Origin of the sequence: Paenibacillus helianthi (assembly GCF_001909055.1) — a bacterium.
GTDB lineage: Bacteria > Bacillota > Bacilli > Paenibacillales > Paenibacillaceae > Paenibacillus_AQ > Paenibacillus_AQ helianthi.
The window spans coordinates 17,996-37,966 of the sequence record NZ_LVWI01000068.1 but is presented as its reverse complement, the minus strand read 5'-3'; the positions used below and the strand labels follow the sequence as shown (position 1 = coordinate 37,966).

Sequence of the window (19,971 nt, the reverse complement as noted above, 5' to 3'; positions counted from 1 at the left end):
TAATTCTTTTTCTTGTTCCAGCAGTCGCTGCTCGAGTTCACGAACCTTTTCCGCACTGTTTACAGGTTCATTGCCGAACTCCCGATACTTCGCCAGCCAGTTGTGCAGCACGCCAGGGGAGATGCCCAGCTCCTCACCAATCTCTACCACCGTCTTCGTCTGTTCCTGGATATACTTGACGGTTTCTTTCTTAAACTTTTCATTGTACCGTTGCCGTTGTTCACCCATGTGAACACCTCCTCGTTAAGTTCATTATTCATGCTCTCTTAACGGGTGTCCACTTTTTATTCTACTTGCAAAAATCCACTTACTTTAGCGGGATATCTCCAAAAGGGCCTTTATCCAGCCTAATCAGAAATTTTAGATGGACTTTTTCCACTTATTTCAATATTTTCTACTAAGCAAACTCAATTAGTGGTACTTTTTCCACTTAGCATTACCGAAATGAATGCTCCGTGCTCCGCCAACCCTCTCAGATAACCATCTCCACAATCAGGAACAGATTCAGCGATACAACCAGCGCGCAGATGATCCAGCCCAGGATTGTAGTGATCCGGTGATTGACCAGTCCGTTCATAATCTTGCGGTCGCTCGTGAAGATCACCAGCGGAATCAAGGCAAAAGCGATCCCGAAGGAGAGAACGACCTGACTCATGACCAGCGCGCTTGTAGCATTGATGCCGAAGGCAATGATGGCCAGCGGAGGAATAATCGTAATCGCCCGCCGCAGGTAGAGATTGATTCTTTTGTTAATGAAGCCCTGCATGACCACATCGCCGGCCATTGTCCCTACCGAGGAGCTGGAAAGGCCGGCAATCAGCAGGCCCAGTCCGAAGGACAACGCAGTAACCGGTCCGGCTAAATGGCGGAACTGCTCGAAGGCAATATCCAAATCCTCGACCACCAAGCCGTTTTTGAAGAATAACGCGGCAGCCACAATCACCATCGCCATATTGACCGCCCCTGCAATCAGCATGGCAATCAGAATATCGATGAACTCCAGCTTGAAGATCTGTTTCTTCTCCTTGTCATCGATTCCGACCACGCGGCTCTGTGTCAGCGAGGAGTGCAGATAAATCGCATGCGGCATTACCGTGGCACCAAGGATACCCGCAGCCAGCAGAATACTGTCCACACCCTGGAATTGGGGAGTAAAGATCCCGGCGACTACCGACCCGGCATCCGGCTTTGCCATGATTACCTGGAACGCAAAGGCCAGAACAACGATAAGCACCATGCTGGCGATTCCCGCCTCAAGTGTACGGTACCCGCGCCCCTGCAGCTCAAGTATGGCGAATGAACCGACAGCGGTAATAAGTGCGGCTGGCAGCATCGGAATACCGAACAATAAATACAGTCCGAGAGCCGCCCCGATAAACTCTGCCAGGTCCGTAGCAATAATCACCAGCTCACTCTGAATCCACAAGAAAATCGATACACCCTTCGGGAATTTCTCCCGTGCCACCTCGGGCAGGTTTTTACCAGTAGCAATGCCAAGCTTGGCGGATAAAGACTGAATAAGAACAGCCATCAGATTGGATGCAAATATTACCCATAACAGCAGATAACCGTATTTTGAACCTGCCGTAATATTGGTGGCGAAATTTCCGGGGTCCAGATAGGCTACGGAAGCGATAAAAGCCGGGCCCAGGAAAGGAAGGAGTCTTTTAAGTCCTTTGACATCCCCGTCTAGCACTGCCTGTGCAGTGAGTCTGTTTTTACGTCTGTGTATCATTGGAGGTGTTTCTGCTAAGTTTTGCTCCATCATTTTCAATCCCTCCTCTTGCCCGGAAAAGTTGTCTATACACACGAAAGTTTCCCTGATGCAACATTTAATTTAATTTTATTATAATCTGCGTTGTGAAAAATGTAAATGCATTTACGCAAACAAATGCTTGGCATCATTTCCATACCCTATTATTAACCCAATCTGCCTGCCATTCATGCTTAACAAGTTAAATTAGGCTACGTTATTCATATGAAAAAAAGCCCCGGAAAGTGAGACTTTAGCGAAAAAGCATTCTCTCAAAAGAAAACAGGCGAGGTTCAGGATTACCCTGACACTCGCCCGCTGTTACTTTATGCCTTTTTCTTCATGCCGTTAAGAAATAATACTGTTAAGATCTGCCCGCATTTTTTCATTTTGCGCCTTCAGCTCATTCAGTTCCTGCTGCAGCTCCTCAACCTTAGGCTGCCGCCGTGAATGCATGCCGTGCCCATGTCCTCCTCCACGCATGCCGAACATCATGAAGATCATCATTAGTGGACAGACCAGTGTAACTAACCAGGACCAGTTCATCACTCTACCTCCTCCAGAATTCAGGGTGCTGAGTTCATTATAAAGAGGGGTTGTGAAGAAACTGTGTTGCTGCGTTAGCCGATAAACTTTAAAAATCTCAATACCCGCTTAATGACAGAAGCCGCCTCTGCTCTGGAAGCTTTTTGTTTCGGAGCCAGGGCTTCATCAGTGACACCCTTCATCAATCCATCATTGACTGCTTGAGCCATGGAGTCTGCTGCCCAGGTTGATATCGAATCAGCATCAGTATATTTGAGTTGATCCAGAGAGACTGCAGCTCGTTCAGACGAGTCTGCATATTCAATTGCTTTTTCCGAAATATAAGCCATTTCCTCTCGTGTAATCAGATCGTTAGGACGGAATATATGATCTCCAAAACCTTGGACCAGACCAGCCTCAACCGCCGCCCCGATACTTCCTGCAAACCAATCATCTGATGAGACATCAATGAATTCTCCACCCTGTGCCTTTTCCTTCAAGCCCAACCCCCGAACAACCAGTGCAACGAACTCACTGCGGGTAATTGACCGGTTAGGATCAAAGCGATCTGGAGTCATTCCTTTGATGATGAGCTTATTGGCCATAAGTTCAACGTCGTCTTTTGCCCAGTGATTACTCATGTCTGCAAAATTTTTGTTGGCTGAGATTACCGTATAAATACTATTGTGGTCTGTTAATACACTGACTTCGGAATGACCATCCACCACGACAAAAGACGATGGAACAAACTGCAATTCGCCGTTCTCAGGGTTATACCAAGCTGCTGTCGCGTTCGCTGAAGTAAGTGCTTCATTAAGGAGCAGCTTCCGCTCTACATATGTCTTTTGAAAATCAGTTATTTCCACATCACCGGCTTTGATTGTAAATTCCACGGCTCCTGATTTAGCTAGATTAACTCCTTGTGCGGAGGCTGCATCGTCAATCATTTTGCCGATATCAGAATCCAGAGCTGATATCGTTATCGACAAGCTGTCTGCTTGATATGTCAGAGACCATTCTTTGATCAATTCTACAGGCAGCAAGTATTGCGCGTATGCTGATTTGATGCTGATCATTGTGTCACTTTTTGAGACCATTCCGTCAAAATATCTAAGCGGTAAATTGATTTGAATAGAGGCGCCATATTTCGATGCATCTATGACGATATTATCACCACTTACAGTATTGTTCAGGTCAACTAAGACGTTACCAAGTGTCTTACCGTCAATATCAATTAGGGTCGGTGAATCCACATTCTTTGCTTCTGTGATCTTAGCCGTATCAATAAGAGCAGCCCTATCCACTCGGGGAGTATTCTCCACTACAGCAAGATTTTTAGCGCCGCTGTCATTTTGACCAGGCACTTCAGGCTGCAGAATCGGCGCTTTGGAAGTCCAGAACGTCCACGCGCTGGGTGAGGACATTCCCCCGTACGGATTCCCCGTACGGTCGGTGATCAGCCCGGAGGTCACTTCTACGTAGTACGAGCTTCCGCTGTCCAGCATCCCCCAGGTGCTGAACCCTACCCCGGAGCTATAGGCGCTGCCGGAGCCTCCTCCCCACACCGTGCCACCTGACACCCAGATCTGGCCCGCGATCTGGCCGTCCCCGGCCTTGTGGATGATCAGCGCTCCGGTGCCTAGTTTTACCTCTTCATTAAAATTCATCTGCAGCCATGGGTGCATGCCCCCGCTGCCTACGGGTGACCGGTGCAACAGTACCGGCGCGGTCTGATCCACGGTCCAGAAGCTCCATTCCCCCGGGTTCTGGATACCGCCAAAGCTTTGACCGGCTTGATCCACGAACATCCCGGAGCTTGCGGTCACATAGTAGCCCGTATTATCGGCAAGCGGCTCAAGAAGGGAGATAAAGGCTGTCGCTCCACTCACCCGGACGGAGCCCCCGCTGCTTGGTATCCTTTGCACCACCTGATTGTCCCGCTGCCGGTGGATCTCCAGCTCTCCTGTCCGCAGTTGGATCGCCTCACTGAATTGCACCCTCAGTTTCGGATTCACACTCACTCCACTGTTCGGCCCGCTGTTCGGCCATACCCCGGTTACCTTCGGCGCCGGGTCTGTCGTCCAGAACGTCCACGCGCTGGGTGAGGACATTCCCCCGTACGGATTCCCCGTACGGTCGGTGATCAGCCCGGAGGTCACTTCTACGTAGTACGAGCTTCCGCTGTCCAGCATCCCCCAGGTGCTGAACCCTACCCCGGAGCTATAGGCGCTGCCGGAGCCTCCTCCCCACACCGTGCCACCTGACACCCGGATCTGGCCCGCGATCCGGCCGTCCCCGGCCTTGTGGATGATCAGCGCTCCGGTGCCTAGTTTTACCTCTTCATTAAAATTCATCTGCAGCCATGGGTGCATGCCCCCGCTGCCTACGGGTGACCGGTGCAACAGTACCGGCGCGGTCTGATCCACGGTCCAGAAGCTCCATTCCCCCGGGTTCTGGATACCGCCAAAGCTTTGACCGGACTGGTCCACGAACATCCCGGAGCTTACGGTCACATAGTAGCCCATGTCATCCGCCAACGCTTTCGGAAGTGTAATCAATGCTCCCGCTCCACTCACCCGAATGGAGCCTCCGCTACTGAATACCCGCTGCACCAGACTATTGTCCGATATGCTGTAAATGTCCAGTTCCCCGTTGCCAAGAGAGGCACGATTATTGAAAAATAAACTAAGCACAGGTAATAATGCTGTCCCACTGGTATTGGGCGATACTCCGACTAAATGAAAAGCGTCTGCAACCAATTTCATTGCTTGCTGTGAAGAATAAGTCGCTGCTGTAACAGGTACTATATAGTTACTGTCTGGATCATATGTATTATCTATGGCTCCTACGGTACTTTCTTGATCATCCAAACTGCCGTGGGCTTTGGAAGCAGATACTGCATTCGCATATAACGGATGATTCAAACTAATCAGCTGTGAGGTCAAAATCGTTATTTTAAGTATTTTATTTACGTGTTGCATCTTCTCCTCTTTACTCGGCATAATTATTCTCCTTATTTAAGATGGATTTATGAAAACGATCAAAAATGGGTCTGGATTGATGACAGTCCACCTTGCAGGCCCAAATGAAATCACCAAAATACTGAAGAACCTTTTCAGCTTTGCTGAGTGGCTCCGGATCATTTTGTATCAAACTCGTTTTACTATATAACAATTCATAATTCATCCGATTTCGCGGTAAAGCATAAATTTGAAAGTACCTGTTCTTCACCAGTTCAGCAAATGTATAATCAAATCGAGTCAATGTCAGTGTAATTTCTTCCGTCCTTTTATCTCTAACCAGTTGTCCCAACGCTATTAATAGCTGCTCTGTCTGGTCAAACACAACCTGAAATTGTTCACCGGATTGCTCAAGCTCTTGGATACGCCGCTTCAACAACTCCTGATCATATTCCAAAGCATGCTCATCGGTTAGCCAAGAGGTATTCACCACTCGCTCAGAGAGTTCATGACTAATCAAATCCTTTAAAAGCATGAATACGGTTCCTGCAATGTTCGCCCCATCTAGTGTAGTGTTGATAAATTCCACACCTTTGCTCAAGCGTATGTATAACTCCATTTCTGCTTTCATTTGAATAAAAGAAGGATGACTTATAACCATAGATCCGTGAACATCAGGAACTTGGGGCAAGCTCTCCATAAAAGGATATCCTTTAGAATTGGTAACTCCGGCAGCATAGTATTCAGAGTTGCGATAAGCGAAGTTTTGACCGACCAAAATGATTTTGCTTGCTTTCATGCGTATAAAGCACTGTATTGCAATAACTGCAACTGAGGGGGCGTCGTTAATAATTTCCAGGGGTTTATCTTTCACATTCCTAAGCAATTCCGTAGAGAGTACATCCTGGGAGATAATAAGATGCTGTTTAGAACCTGTATAGTCGTCAACAGTATGTCTTCCTACAGTGCTGCCAAAGATTAGAGGTATGGATGTAATTTGTTGATCTATGATTTTCTGGACAACATCCACATTATAGATATTGGGATCGTAACTGAAAGTTCCATGAGGGTATATACCTTGTTCAATCAGAGCATTAACTGCTGATCCAACTGAAAAAATATAAGCCAAACCTTGCTCCTTAATAAGCCGTAAATTTTCAATTTCTTCATTCAGCGAGGGACCAGCTGCCACAATAATGACCGGCTTCCCTTGGATATGCTCTTTCCCGGTTTCAAGAAAATTCGGTGTATCTAGTATGTAAGGAAAGTTATGAATGCTGTTCAAAGCCCATTCCTTCTCATAGTGATGTGTAACCTTCATCTTCTCCTGCTTATAACTGACCAATTGTTGAACTGACTCATTAAACCGTCTAAGCTCCTCTGGAAACATTGCCGGGTAAGTATGCCAGACAACCACCAGAATTCTGGATACACGGTCTATCAATTTTGAAAGAACAGGAATATTTCTAGTGAAAGATTCGTCAGCCATAATCTCCTCCACACGGGATGTGAGAAACCAATCTTTATACGATGAGTGTTCTAAAAATGCGTGCATAATCTCAACACTGGGCTCTATCAATGAAAAATGAAGACCGGGATGCCGACGCAATAACTCCTGAATATGGTATCCAAGTCCTACGCCAAAAAAAATAACATGCGTATCCGGCTTTAACTCCTGAAATTGCTCGGTCCAAGCCAACGCTTCCTTAATAGGACCTTCAGGATTGTGAATAAAAGCATGACGCCCGTTCTTATATAACATTAAAGTCTCTTCTCCGGTAGCGGAAGGAGTGATTTTACAGCTTTGGCCCGCTTTCAATTCCAACAAGCGAGGAAACCGCGTTTCCATATTAAATCTCTGATTACCTTGAGTCATATGTACCTTGCACTCCTATCTTAATTGTTAATAAATAGTCAATTAGTAGCAAATTTACAGTCCAATATTCTTAAGTTCTACTCGTACATCTGTCATATTTTATCGGAAAAAATATCCAAATAATTAAGCCCTTAACTCTATTTGTCTTTCATCTACATGATACGACCGTCCTAGAACCTGCATTTTTCCGGGCATACTCAAAACAAAACGAGCAAGATTCAGGGTCACCCCCTTCACTCGCCCGCCGCTTTTTTATACCTGTGAAGAAAATATGTTGCCGCTTATTTCCCGCCCTTCCACGTATCCTTCAGTGGAACGATGCGGTTGAACACCAGCCGATCTTCACGGGTCAGCTTGTTGTCTACGCAAAAGTAGCCTTGGCGCATAAATTGGAATTTGTCTTCAGACTTGGCATTAGCCGCATAAGGCTCCAACAGGCAATTCTTCATAAGCTTTATAGAATCGGGATTCAAGTACGCCTCCCAGGTTTCGCCTTCTGCCTTGGGGCCATCGTTGTCTTCCAGCAGCTTTTCATACAGGTACACTTCCGCCGGTATGCCGTGACAGGCCGAAACCCAATGGATTGTGCCTTTCACCTTACGCCCGCTAAGGGCCCCGCCGCTTTTCGTCAGTGGATCGTAGGTACAGCGGAGCTCGCTGATCTCACCGGTAGCTTCATCTCGAATTACTTCATTACATCTAATGATATAGGCCCCCTTCAGCCGCACTTCGCCGCCCAAAGTCAGCCTACGGAACCCCGGAGAAGGTTCCGCCATGAAATCTTCACGCTCCATGTAGACTACACCGGAGAACGGCACCGCCCTCTCGCCCAGCTCCGCATTTTCGCTATTATTGGCAAGGGTCAGCCATTCTGTCTCCTCCGGTTCGTAGTTGGTAATTACGACCTTCAGCGGCTCGAGCACGGCCATAATACTCGGTACACTGGCCTTTAGATCCTGTCTCAGGCAGTGCTCCAGCATGGAGAAATCCACCATCGTCTGGTTCCTAACCATCCCGATCTCATGGACAAAGCCCTTGATGCTCCCGGGGGTGAAGCCCCGTCTCCGCAGCCCCCGCAAGGTGGGCAGCCGCGGATCATCCCAGCCGTCCACATAGTTCCCCGCCACCAGTGCTCTGAGATACCTCTTGCTGGTGACGACACCCGTCAGGTTGACCCTGCCGAACTCCCTTTGCCTGGGCGCTTCTTCAACTCCCAATTCCTCCAGCACCCAATCATAGAGCGGCCGGTGATCCTTAAATTCAAGCGAGCATAAAGAATGGGTGATGCCTTCAATGGCATCCTGAATCGGGTGGGCGAAATCATACATCGGATAAATACACCACGCATCCCCTGTACGGTAATGCTCCGCATGAATAATTCTGTACAGCACCGGATCACGCAGATTGATATTAGGTGAAGCCATATTGATTTTGGCCCGCAGCACCCGGGAGCCGGTGGGGTACATCCCTTCTCTCATCCCGCTGAATAACCGGAGATTCTCCTCCACGGACCGTTCCCTGTAAGGGCTGTCCTTCCCCGGTTCCGTAAGTGTACCTCTATAGGCGGTCACCTCTTCCGGTGATAAATCGCAGACATAGGCTTTACCTTTACGGATCAAGTCCAGCGCGCTGCTGTAGATGCGCTCCGAATAGTCCGAGCCGTAGTAGATATGCACTCCCGGATTGCAGCCCAGCCATTCGATATCCCGGATGATCGCTTGAACATATTCCATATCCTCTTTGAGCGGATTCGTATCGTCGAAGCGCAGATGAAAGGTTCCGCCATATTTTTGTGCTATCCCGTAATTGGTGTGAATGGCGAACGCACTGCCGATATGCAGATACCCGTTTGGTTCCGGAGGGAACCTTGTGCAGATCTCTCTGCTGTAGATTCCGGCCTCTATATCTTCCCGGATCAGCTTATCCATATAATTCTCCGCTGCCGCAGCTTCCAAGTCATTACCCATGGCCCAAACCTCCTGTGTATGTGATTACCGCTTTTACGAACCTTTGCCCATGCAAAAAAGAACCTCACCTCCAAGACGTATGGTCTTGGGGACGAGATTCTCGCGGTACCACCCCAGGTTTATTAATATGTCGCCATATTAATCTCATCGAGTACGGCATTGCCGGGCAGGCCAGGCTTATACTCTAGCTCTGTAACAGGAGCTCCTGTCGTACCATCCCCAGCTTCATCAGCCCGTTCCGATACGCCGCTCAGAGACTTGGTTCAATACACCGATCTTTGCCCCTTTTCAGCGTCCGGAGCTCTCTGTGAAAGAATGGATATATCTACTCTTCTCTTCATTGCGTTTCATTATAATTGCTTATATTATTACCAAAAAACAACCGTAATGTAAAGCAGGCATCAGTCCCCGCTAAGTGCCGCCAGCAGATCCAGTGCTTCCTCATGCTCCGGCGCAAGAACCAGCGCCTGCCGGGTATACTCCAGCGCAGCTTCCAGATCCTCAAGCTCATAGCTGCAGATCGCCAGGCAGTAGAGAACTGTAACCACAGGCTCGTCTTCCGTCTCCTTCAACGATTGCGTAAGGAAGCGCCGGGAATCCTCATACAATCCCATCTCAAACAGCAGCAGACCGCTATCCAGGGCCAAATCGTATTTCTGCGGCATCGGGTAGAAGCCTGTCCACATCCGGTCGATCCCCAGCTTCAGATCAAGAATCTCCTCGTCACTGGCATCCTCCAACAGGCTGGAGATCCGCTCCGCAGTCTGAATGAACAGCTCCGCATCATAGCCGCCCAACCGCCAGAAGGCCAGGATCTGCTGCATTCCGATGGTATCAAAATTCTGATCGATCCATAGCTTCAGGCTGAAGAAATCATCCGGACCAAAGCGCTCGATAAATCTGCGGTAGGCCAAGCGGGCCTGGACATGGCGCATCGGCTCTTCCAGCATATAGATGCAGCCAACGTTCAGATTCTTGTAATGATGCTCGGTAAATGAAGATATTGCACCTTTTTGTTCAAAATAACACACCAGCGCATGATAGTTGGCGGTTAGCGAGATGCTGCCATGATGAATCAGCTTCGGCGGCTCGGCATACTCCCAGTTCTCCGGCCGGTGATCGCCTTTATCGGCGGTCAGCAGCAGAAAGCCCGCCACGGACAGCGCACTCAGCCGCTCCATACATCCCAGCGCAGCCGCAGGGAAGAGGACATGCGCATCCTCCATCTTTTCCTGATAGAAGGCGATCACATCGCGGTACGGGTATGACTTCTCTTCGTAGCCCTCTGCACGGCGGTAGTAATATTCCGGGATAAGATCCCTGAGCACTTCTGAAGGGCCCATGGTGGCTGACTGCTCCGGGTACTTCAGGGATACCTCGCATTCGTATATTTTCCCTTCATCCACATAGAGCAGCTCCTGCGGGATACTGTCAAAAAAGTAGTTGGCAATGACCATCAGCGGCTGCTCAAGCGTTCCCGGTATAATCACCTTTCCGCTCTGTGTCAAATGCAGCTCTGTATCCGCAACGGCATCGAAACGCGCGAAATCAAGGATACCCTGCTGAGCAAATGGAATCAGGCCGGGATGCTGCTGCCAGCCGGTGATATTTTTCCAGGGAAGATCGCTCATGACATAAGTAAATGGAGGAAGGGTCAGCCCTGCATAATCGATTAATTCACACAGCTTCTGCAGCACATGGAACGCAAGGCGTCCTGCCCCCGCACCCAGCTCCAGAATAATCACCGGCTCTGCCGTCTGCCCCATCGCCGCCCGGTCCTGCAGAAAGCCAAAGATCATCTCTGCATAGCCCGTTCCAATCATCGGATTGCTCGTTATATACTGGGGAACCTGGTCGTTCTTCCAGGCTTGCATACCCAGTTCTTCATAATATTTGCGCTGCAGCTCCCATATCGGCGCTTCGCTGAAGCGGTAGCGTTCTTGTCCGCTGTCTGTCATATGTGTATACCCTGCTCTCTGTAATCTTCTCATAAATATTACTGTTATTGCCCTTTACTCACTGTTCTTGAATTGTAAATGACATACTGGGCGGCGGATGGAATGTCGGCTGTAACGGATAATGCCGCAGCCTTGGGTGTCTGAACGGACGGGCCAGGGACTCTGCGTACAATGGCTTGACCTTGGCTATCCACAGCCACCAGCACCAGTTCCGAGCTTGCCTTCGGAATGTCGAACCCGGATGTATTGATCACACTAAGGTTTAGCCGGTACCCCTTGCCGGATGAATCCTGGGTTAATACCACCGGATAAAAAGGATTGTAGTTCTCTCCGGAAACGCCAGTAAATGGTGTAACGCTCAGCCAAGGTCCCGTCTGCGGCAATGTCACGCCCATTCTGCCTTGTATCGACAGCGTATACCGGTTGATATTATTGCCCATGTTCTCCCAGCGGACGGACTTCAGAGCTCCCAGCACAGGGCTTATGGGAACAAATAGCACACCTTCACGCAGCTCTGGTGCTACTTCAAGGGAAATTGCCCTTCCCTCCCCGGTTTCAGCTGAAATCTGCCCGGCTCTGATATGATTCACAGTTTGCCCCAGGAGAGAAACCGAGATGCTCTTCGCGGGGACATTGTACGTCATTTGTGCTCCGAGCGCCATGGAGAACGGACGAATAGGGACCATTAATTTCCCCGATTTCGTATAGGGAGCAAGCTTGCCAGGGAACAGCACATAGCTATTGTGAATCAGTATTGGCTTGATCTGATTTCCCATCACCGGTTCCGCCTTTGCGGCTGAAGACATCAGGGACAATAACATGATTGCACATACTGCCAGGATTGAGTATGGGGTTCTTCTTAATCGCTGGAGCAGAAATCCGGGTTGATTCATCACATACTCTCCTTCACGGGTAAGTTTCCAAAGTATAAGTCCACTATTAAGAATCCATCTTCAAGCGGCCTCTGTCAATTACTGTTTTAGAAATGCGGGCATCTTCAAACATCCTTACGGCATATATTCTCTATTGAGCGATTGCGATCAGGAAAGGAGCCAGGCCCATGGAATCCGCTGAACACTCAGCGAGTTACTCAAAGATCCCCCAGCCGATACGCAGTGACGGCGCAGGTAATGTAGATCTCGGCCCCCGCGATGTAATGCGGGACCGGGAGAACCCGGATATGTTAGTCCCTCCAGTTACAGATAACGGACTCATTCCCAATCTGAAATTTTCTTTTTCCGATGCCCACATGCAGCTGAATCAGGGCGGCTGGTCCAGAGAGGTCACGGCCAGAGAGTTGCCCATTGCCACCACACTTGCGGCGGTCAACATGAGTCTGACCCCGGGCGGTGTACGGGAGCTGCACTGGCATCAGCAGGCCGAATGGTCCTACATGCTGCTTGGAAGTGCAAGGATTACCGCGGTAGATCAGAATGGCCGGAACTTCATTGCTGACATCGGACCGGGTGATCTGTGGTACTTCCCTCCGGGAATTCCCCATTCCATTCAGGGGCTGGCGGAGGGCTGCGAATTTTTACTTGTTTTTGATGATGGCAGCTTCTCCGATCTCAATACCCTCTCCATCTCCGACTGGTTCGCCCATACCCCAAAAGAGGTGCTGTCCGCTAACTTCGGGGTGCCGCCTTCGGCCTTTGACTATCTCCCGAAGGATCAAGTCTATATCTACCAGGATCAGGTTCCTGGCTCCATACAGAGCCAAAAGGTCCAGTCCCCTTTCGGTGAAATTCCGCTGAGCTTCAAGCATCAGCTGCTGGCCCAGCCCCCACTGAAAACTCCGGGCGGAAGCGTGCGGATTGTGGACAGCTCAAACTTCCCCATCTCCAGGACGATAGCTGCAGCGCTGGTTGAGATCGAGCCGGGGGCGATGCGAGAGCTGCACTGGCATCCGAACAACGATGAATGGCAGTATTATTTGACCGGAGAGGGCCGCATGACTGTCTTTGGCGGCAACGGGGCAGCACGTACGTTCAACTACAGGGCCGGGGATGTCGGTTATGTCCCCTTCGCCTTTGGACATTATATCCAGAATACCGGAACAGAAACCTTATGGTTCCTGGAAATGTTCAGGAGCGACCGCTTCGCAGACGTCTCGCTGAATCAATGGATGGCGCTCACACCTGAGGAACTCGTCAGCAGCAACCTGAACGTGGGGCCTGAGCTGATGGACGCGCTGCGTAAGGTGAAATGGCCTGTCGTTACCTATCCAGGGTACGGCAGCCCGGGGAAATGAAAGGCCCATGCATAATCGCATGGACCAAGAGTTAAATCTTATAGTTTGGTTAACTCGAAGTTGTCGAATGCTGCCCAGTTATTTGTATTGGCGTCGGACCATACACCCACTTCAATTTGCCCTGTCGTAACTTTTATATTGTCTATTGTATACTTGTGCCAGTAATCCGAAGCGTTAGAAGTAATTTCAGCCGTCACTTCCTTGCCGCCTGTTTTGGAGAACAGATGCAGTGACTTTTGCCCTCCGCTTGAACGTACCCAGGCGCTGAACTTATAAGTGCCATTCGCTACAGCTACCGTTTGTTTGGTTAATTGCTGATAAGCAGTGGACGCCCAATGTGTCAGCTTATAGGTACCTGTATAGGGGTTATCCGTATCCGCTGATTGGGCTGGAGTACCTCCATTCCATTGCTCCCAGCCTGTCATCGTCCCTGATTCCAACCCTGGATTGGTCAAGAGATTACCGGCGGTTGTAGAGGAGGTCGGCTTCACTTCTAGCCAGTTCAAATTCCAGTTGCCCGCAGCGGCATGAACTCTGAGAGTCTGAACGCCGGCATTCAGCGGGACATTGTTCGAAACGGTTGTCCATGTCTGCCATCCACCCGTATTTGGCACACTGAATGTGGCAAGCGTCGTCGATCCGTTCTTCAGTTGGATTCCATTCGTCGCACCTGATAAACTTGCTACTCGCAAACTGACTTTGTAAGTTCCTGATACAGGGACGTTCACCCTGTAATCCATCCAGTCGTTCTCATCCATAAAACCCGTATTCAATCCGCCGTTAATATCCGTCGTTGCTTCCGTTTGAACGCCATACATGCTGTTGTAATTTTCCGCTTCGATCACGCCTGGCGTCTCTTTCGTGTTGGTCGCGGACGTGTTCAGGCCAAATCCGTATGGAAAGAGAGGCGAATAATTGGCATCATTCGAGTTGGCCGGAATTTGCGCCATACTTCTTGGCCAGGTAAGCGGAAGCTTTCCTGTGAATTCATAATCTCCAAACAACACATCCGAAAGCCCGCTGCCTTCCGTTCCCGGCAGCCAGGCAGCTACGAAAGCAGCCCAATCCGGGAGTTGATTGGTGATTATCATCGGTCGCCCCGAGAGCATGATGACAACCATCGGAACACCGGAACTTTTCACATTGTTCAGCAAGGTAATATCATCCGGACTCAGTTCCAAATCCGCTATCGGCTGTCCGGTTCCAACATCCCCGACCATTTCAGCGTAAGGATATTCTCCGATTACAACAATGGCCGCATCGTGCCCAGCCGCGCCAGTACCGGTAGATGAATAGGTGACATTGGAGGAATTCGCAACAGCGTTTTTAACGCCTTGCAGGATCGTCGTGCCTGGCGTAATATTGCCCGGAGAACCCTGCCACGAAATCGTCCACCCTCCAGATTGATAACCGATGTCGTTCGCTTTGGTACCGGCTACGAATACTTTCGCCCCTTTGGACAAAGGCAGAATGTGGTTTTCGTTCTTAAGCAGCGTCGCCGATTTCCGTACGGCTTCCCGGGCAATCGCACGGTGTTCGGTCCCGCCGAATGTGCCGCCGCTAATCAAGCTTCTGTCGGTATAAGGCGCTTCAAAGATTCCCGCTTCGAATTTCACACGCAGAATACGGCTGACTGCATCATTAATTCTGGACTGGGATACCTGTCCGGTATTGACAAGATCTTTGAGCGCCGGAATAAACTGCTGCCAGTTATCCGGCTCCATAAACATGTCGATACCCGCATTTACCGTATCCTTTAGGGCACTGGAGTAACTGGAATAGACGCCTTGATTGAACAGTGCATACGTACCATTCCAATCCGAAACGACCATCCCCGTAAAGTTAAGGTTTTGTTTTAGCATATCTGTAATCATATGGTGATGCGTATGCGCTTTTTCATTATTCCATGTGGTGAGTGAGATCATAACCGTTCTTGCACCAGCTGCAACCGCTTCACGATACGGCTGAATGTACGGCTCTAATTCCGGTTCGGATAGGATAACATTGCCTTGGTCGTCACCGTTTACGGTATTGCCATCACCCATCCAGTGTTTGATGCTCCCTACCGCTTTAGTTCCTTTCATGAAGCCGCTGCCGGAAGGAAGACCCTGCAAGCCTTCTGTGTAGGCAACGCCCATTTGAGAGACAAGCGAGACATTTTCAGAGAAGCCTTCATAGGTTCTGCCCCATCGGATATCTTGCGGCGCACACAAGCATGGAGAGAAATCCCATTGCACCCCCGTCGTTCTGACTTCTTTAGCGGTTGCTGCGGCAACACGCTTCACCAGATCCGTATCCCGGGTCGCCCCTAGACCCGCATTGTGAGGGAAAATAGTCGCCCCATAGACGTTATTATGGCCATGAACCGCGTCAACCCCATAGATGATTGGAATTTGAAGCCGGGTTTGCATCGCAGCAGTCTGAAAAGCATCCACCGTATCCGCCCAGGCAGTTGGAGTGTTCGGGGTTGGATTCGAGCCGCCTCCACTCAAAACGGAACCGATGAAATGATCTTTAACTTGCGTCGTAGTTGCAGTTAGACGTTCAACTTGAAGCATTTGGCCAATCTTTTCGTCCAGCGTCATCCGTGAAATGAGATCCGCTACTCTAGTATCAATGGATTGAGCGGGATCTTGATAAGGCAGTACGTCTGCAGAAACAGTAATTGGAAACGCCGTTGACAATGAAAATATCATGCAACTGATAAGCGCAATGGAAGCATATTTTCGTAAAATGAAAAATGGCTTAACATGTTTCATACGATCCCTCCTGTTCATGGAGAAGCCCTTACGATTATTCATACACTCTGAATTCAGAAATCGACCACCAGCTCGCGGAGCTATGCTTCAAGGTGATCTTAATATAGCGGCCTTCGGTTATCGGGAAGTTGACCGCTACGATAGGACCAGTTCCTTCGCCATTCGCTACCGTTTTCCAGTTCGTATTGTCGTACGACATTTCTACAACAAACTCCCTCGCATAATCATTTGTGCTGGTGCTGGAATCCATGACAATATGGTTAATCCATTGATTAGATCTCATATCTACTGTGAACGACTGTCCATCTGCTTGTGCTGCACCGCTGCTCCAACGGTTCGCGGTGTTTCCGTCCAAGGCATTTGCCGCTGAACTGCCCGATTCTGTTGAAGATGCTGAAGCTATCCAACCCGTACGGTTCCTCTCCAGTTCGCCGTAAACGTTCAGTTCTGCGATTGTCCACCAATTGGACGCGTTGCCCGTCTGAACGACTTTCAAATAACGTGCGGTCTGCGGAGCGAAATCCACAAGAACCGAAGGGCTGCTGCCGGTTCCGCTTGCTATAGTCGTCCATGTCGAAGCATCAGCGGACACCTGAATTTGATACCCTCTTGGATAATCAGTCGTATGAGTTCCTGCATCGATTAATACACGATTAAACGTTTCGGCCCGCCCGAAATCCACTTGGTAATACTGGCCGTTCGTTTGCCCGGCACCGCTGGCCCACCAGGTGGAACCGCTGCCGTCAATACCTCTGGAAGCAACGTTGCCAGAAGGGTCCGACGACGATGCTGTGGCAGTCCAGCCCGATTTACTGAGCATCTGCTCGTTATAAATATGGAACTCGGCGATCGACCACCAATCGGGACTGGTGCCGGTTTGGATAACACGCACATACTGTGCATACTGCGGCGTGAAGGTTATCGCCTGCTTCCAGCCAAAGCCCTTGCCGCTCTTCACCGTCGTCCAGTTCGTCCCGTCATTGGATACCTGGATATCATAACCTCTCGGATAATCCCACTTTTCTGTAGACTTCGTTTCGAACGAAATCTGGTCAAACACCTTCTTCGATCCCATATCCACCTGGAACCATTGACCGTTCGCCTGCGGCGCCCCGGCGCTCCAACGGGTGCTTGCACTCCAATCAAGCGCATTGGAAGGAGAGCTGCCGGGCTCCGTGGAAGAAGCGCTTGCCGTCCAGCCTGTTTGGTCAAGCGGTACGGTTGCCAGCCATGGATCACCATTGGCGAACTTTTTCACCGTGTTGATAAAGCTGGTATTCGCTTGGAAGTTGCTTGTTGCAAATTGCTGCAGCTTTGATGTAATCGTGGACGCGGAATCATTATTGATGACTGGTACCGGTGCAGAGTTGCTGTTATACAATCCCCAGTAGCCGCCAACGCCTTCATTCATATCGCCTTTAACCTTGTACGTCCAGTTAGTCCAGTTCGCATGAATGGCGTTCAGCCCGCCCATCCATTTAGACCATACATCATCGTAATGATAGAGCGAATATTCGCCGAGCAATACAGGGACATCCCAATCCTTTTGCTTGACCGCCATCGATTGTATTTTATCTTCGGCCAATGTGTTTTGCGCGTTCCAATCTTTCCCGTTTGGCATATCGTACGGATGTACCTCATATACAACGTTCGTCCATCCTTTGACGCTTGGCGGTACAATATTACCCCAGTCAAAGAAGGCCGCAATGTAAATCGTATGATCAGCATCGATGGCCCGGACGGCGTCATACATGCGATCGTAGAAATCCACTTTCTGATTCACATCGTCCGTATCTTCGCCATAATCAATTAAGGGCTCATTCATAAGATCATAGCCTGCAATGGCGGGGTTGTTTTTGTATCTGTTTGCGATCTTTTCCCAGATATCGACTACCCAATCCTGGTACGTCGTATTGGTCCAGAATTCATTAGGATTCGGTCCAGAACGACCACAGCTGGCAAAAGGACAGTTTCCGCCTGGCAGCGTGTGAAGATCCAGCAAGACGTAAATATTTCTGGAGGCTGCTTCGCTTACCAGCCAGTCGATCTTCGTCCAAGCATTGGCTTTCCAGGTGCCGTCTTCATGGAGGAGCTCGTTCCAGCCGATCGGAAGACGGATCATGTTGAGGCCCATGTTCTCGACATTGTCAAGGTCACCGGTCTGAATCCATGTATCTTGATGCGTTGTGACAATGTCTTCTGCTGCAGCAGCGCCAAAGCGTTGTTTATAAGTGGAGTTCATCGACAGATCGTCGTTATTCAGATAGACGTTCATCTCTCCGATGGACCACCAGTTCGTGGAGGTGCCCGTCTGTGTAATTTTAATGTAACGTGCAGTTACGGCTGGAAAGTTAATCGGTGTAGCTTTGCGGCGTCCTTGGCCGCTTGCTGCCGTTGTCCAGTTGGTCCCGTCCTTAGATACTTGGACGGTATAACCGGCCGGGTAATCCTGCTCAGAGGTTGAATTCTTTTCGGTATCCAGAATGATTTGATTAAATGGGATGCTTGCCCCCATATCGGCCTGGAACCATTGACCATTCGACTGGGCCGCGCCGGTCGTCCACCGTGTACTTGCATTTCCATCCTTAACATTGCCAGGTGTCATGCCAGAACCGCTGGAGGATGCGGAAACCGACCATCCCGTTCTCTCCAATGCGTTGTTGGAGAAAAGCGAGACGTCAGCAATCGACCACCAGCTAGAGCTGCTGCCGGTTTGTGCAATTCTGACATATCGCATATAGGAAGACCACCAAAATTCCGCAACCGTAATCCGCGAATTTCCATAAGCGCTTGCATATTTGGTCCAGTTGATTCCGTCTGCTGAGCCAAGAACCTCATAGCTGCGCGGATAATCGCCTGCAGATGATGGCCCGGCATCAATAATTACCTTGCTTATATCCTGACCTGATCCCAGATCCATTTGAAACCATTGTCCGTTGGTCTGCGCAGCCCCGCTCGTCCAGCGGGTATTCACATCTCCGTCAAGCGCATTAGCTGCTGTCGTACCCGCTCCCGTTGAAGATGCCGTTGCCTTAAGGCTCGTATTGTTCATAGTTGGATCTGAGAATACATTAAACTCTGCCACAGACCACCTATTGGAAGAGCTCGATCCGGTCTGAACCACCCGGATGTACTGTGCCACCTGTGGCATGAAACGAATAACCGTGTTCTGTACCGTGCCTGAACCCGTTGCGACGTCTCTCCAGTTCGTACCATCATTCGATACGAGCACCTGATAACTTACCGGATATTCTCCCGTGAAGCCTGCTGCATTGACATAAATGCGATTGAAATAACCCGTATACCCCATATTCACCTGGAACCATTGACCGTTAGTCTGAGCGGTTGCTGTTTTCCAGCTCGTTGCTTGGTCGCCGTCAATCGCATTTCCGGCGTTAGAGCTGTTGATTGAAGCTGAAGCGATCCAACCTGTCCGATCGAAAGCAAATTCCCCGGCAGGCGACATCCAATCCTCAAAGTTCAACCACCCTCCGAAGTTTGTCCCCCTTAGCGTCACAACGTCCCCGGAACCGGAATTGTTTTTAATAAATTTGCCGTCCGTTTTCAAGAAACCGCTTGAGGTGAGCGCAGCTTCAGCCCTCTCAGCTCTTGGCAAAACAATAAGGAACTCCAGTGCGAGAACCAAAGCCAAAAAGAGTGAAAAGCCCCGTTTCTTCTTCATCATTTTCCCTCCTAGTAGTCATCTTTTTCTTAAAATAACCTGACTTGATAACGCCGGTAATCCCCCGTTCCCAAAAAAGCGTTTACATTTTTCTAGTGTACATAAATCACCTTCTTCTCCTTTTTTTTCTATTATAGAAAATAAAGGAATGTAAATCTTTTGATCATATTAGCATCCGCAGATGTACAATATTGACAATGTTATTCATCCAGCGCTTAAAGATATCAAACAACCCTCCAA

11 protein-coding genes and 1 other annotated feature are annotated in these 19,971 nt (G+C 49.5%); of the genes, 1 reads left to right on the top strand and 10 read right to left on the bottom strand.

The window, feature by feature from the left end:
* The 8 genes from A3844_RS24445 to A3844_RS24410 form a co-directional block, all read right to left on the bottom strand.
* Positions 1–228, bottom strand: a 228-nt coding sequence (locus tag A3844_RS24445; RefSeq protein ID WP_074106910.1) for a transposase, incomplete at its 3' end; no start/stop codon positions are given.
* Positions 229–472: 244 nt separating this feature from the next.
* The gene (locus A3844_RS24440; RefSeq protein WP_208619456.1) at positions 473–1,735 is read right to left on the bottom strand and encodes an Nramp family divalent metal transporter; all 1,263 of its coding nucleotides are present in this window, start codon (positions 1,733–1,735) and stop codon (positions 473–475) included.
* Between the two features lie 366 nt (positions 1,736–2,101).
* Positions 2,102–2,299 (bottom strand): DUF2933 domain-containing protein, encoded by a 198-nt coding sequence (locus tag A3844_RS24435; protein WP_074108735.1) that lies wholly within the window; start codon positions 2,297–2,299, stop codon positions 2,102–2,104.
* Positions 2,300–2,373: 74 nt separating this feature from the next.
* A complete protein-coding gene (locus tag A3844_RS24430) occupies positions 2,374–5,280 on the bottom strand; it encodes an Ig-like domain-containing protein (protein ID WP_074108734.1) in 2,907 nt (968 codons plus the stop codon).
* Entirely contained in the window at positions 5,270–7,114 is a 1,845-nt protein-coding gene (locus A3844_RS24425; protein WP_074108733.1) for a motility associated factor glycosyltransferase family protein, read from the bottom strand. The genes A3844_RS24430 and A3844_RS24425 overlap by 11 nt, the downstream gene beginning before the upstream one ends.
* 281 nt (positions 7,115–7,395) lie before the next feature.
* The gene (locus A3844_RS24420; RefSeq protein WP_074108732.1) at positions 7,396–9,081 is read right to left on the bottom strand and encodes a glutamine--tRNA ligase/YqeY domain fusion protein; all 1,686 of its coding nucleotides are present in this window, start codon (positions 9,079–9,081) and stop codon (positions 7,396–7,398) included.
* A gap of 84 nt (positions 9,082–9,165) precedes the next feature.
* Positions 9,166–9,431: a binding site (T-box leader), on the bottom strand.
* A 51-nt stretch (positions 9,432–9,482) separates the two neighbouring features.
* Positions 9,483–11,039 (bottom strand): tetratricopeptide repeat protein, encoded by a 1,557-nt coding sequence (locus A3844_RS24415; protein ID WP_074103492.1) that lies wholly within the window; start codon positions 11,037–11,039, stop codon positions 9,483–9,485.
* 44 nt (positions 11,040–11,083) lie between these two features.
* Positions 11,084–11,932 carry a copper amine oxidase N-terminal domain-containing protein gene (locus tag A3844_RS24410; RefSeq protein ID WP_074108731.1) on the bottom strand — a complete coding sequence of 283 codons (849 nt, stop codon included), beginning with the start codon at positions 11,930–11,932 and terminating at the stop codon, positions 11,084–11,086.
* 167 nt (positions 11,933–12,099) lie between these two features.
* Here A3844_RS24410 and A3844_RS24405 point away from each other — a divergent pair, with 167 nt between their 5' ends.
* Positions 12,100–13,290 carry an oxalate decarboxylase family bicupin gene (locus tag A3844_RS24405; RefSeq protein WP_074108730.1) on the top strand — a complete coding sequence of 397 codons (1,191 nt, stop codon included), beginning with the start codon at positions 12,100–12,102 and terminating at the stop codon, positions 13,288–13,290.
* Between the two features lie 38 nt (positions 13,291–13,328).
* Here A3844_RS24405 and A3844_RS24400 read toward each other — a convergent pair whose 3' ends face one another.
* A complete protein-coding gene (locus tag A3844_RS24400) occupies positions 13,329–16,049 on the bottom strand; it encodes a glycoside hydrolase family 3 N-terminal domain-containing protein (RefSeq protein WP_074108729.1) in 2,721 nt (906 codons plus the stop codon).
* A 34-nt stretch (positions 16,050–16,083) separates the two neighbouring features.
* Entirely contained in the window at positions 16,084–19,734 is a 3,651-nt protein-coding gene (locus A3844_RS24395; RefSeq protein ID WP_074108728.1) for a discoidin domain-containing protein, read from the bottom strand.
* Positions 19,735–19,971 lie beyond the last annotated feature (237 nt).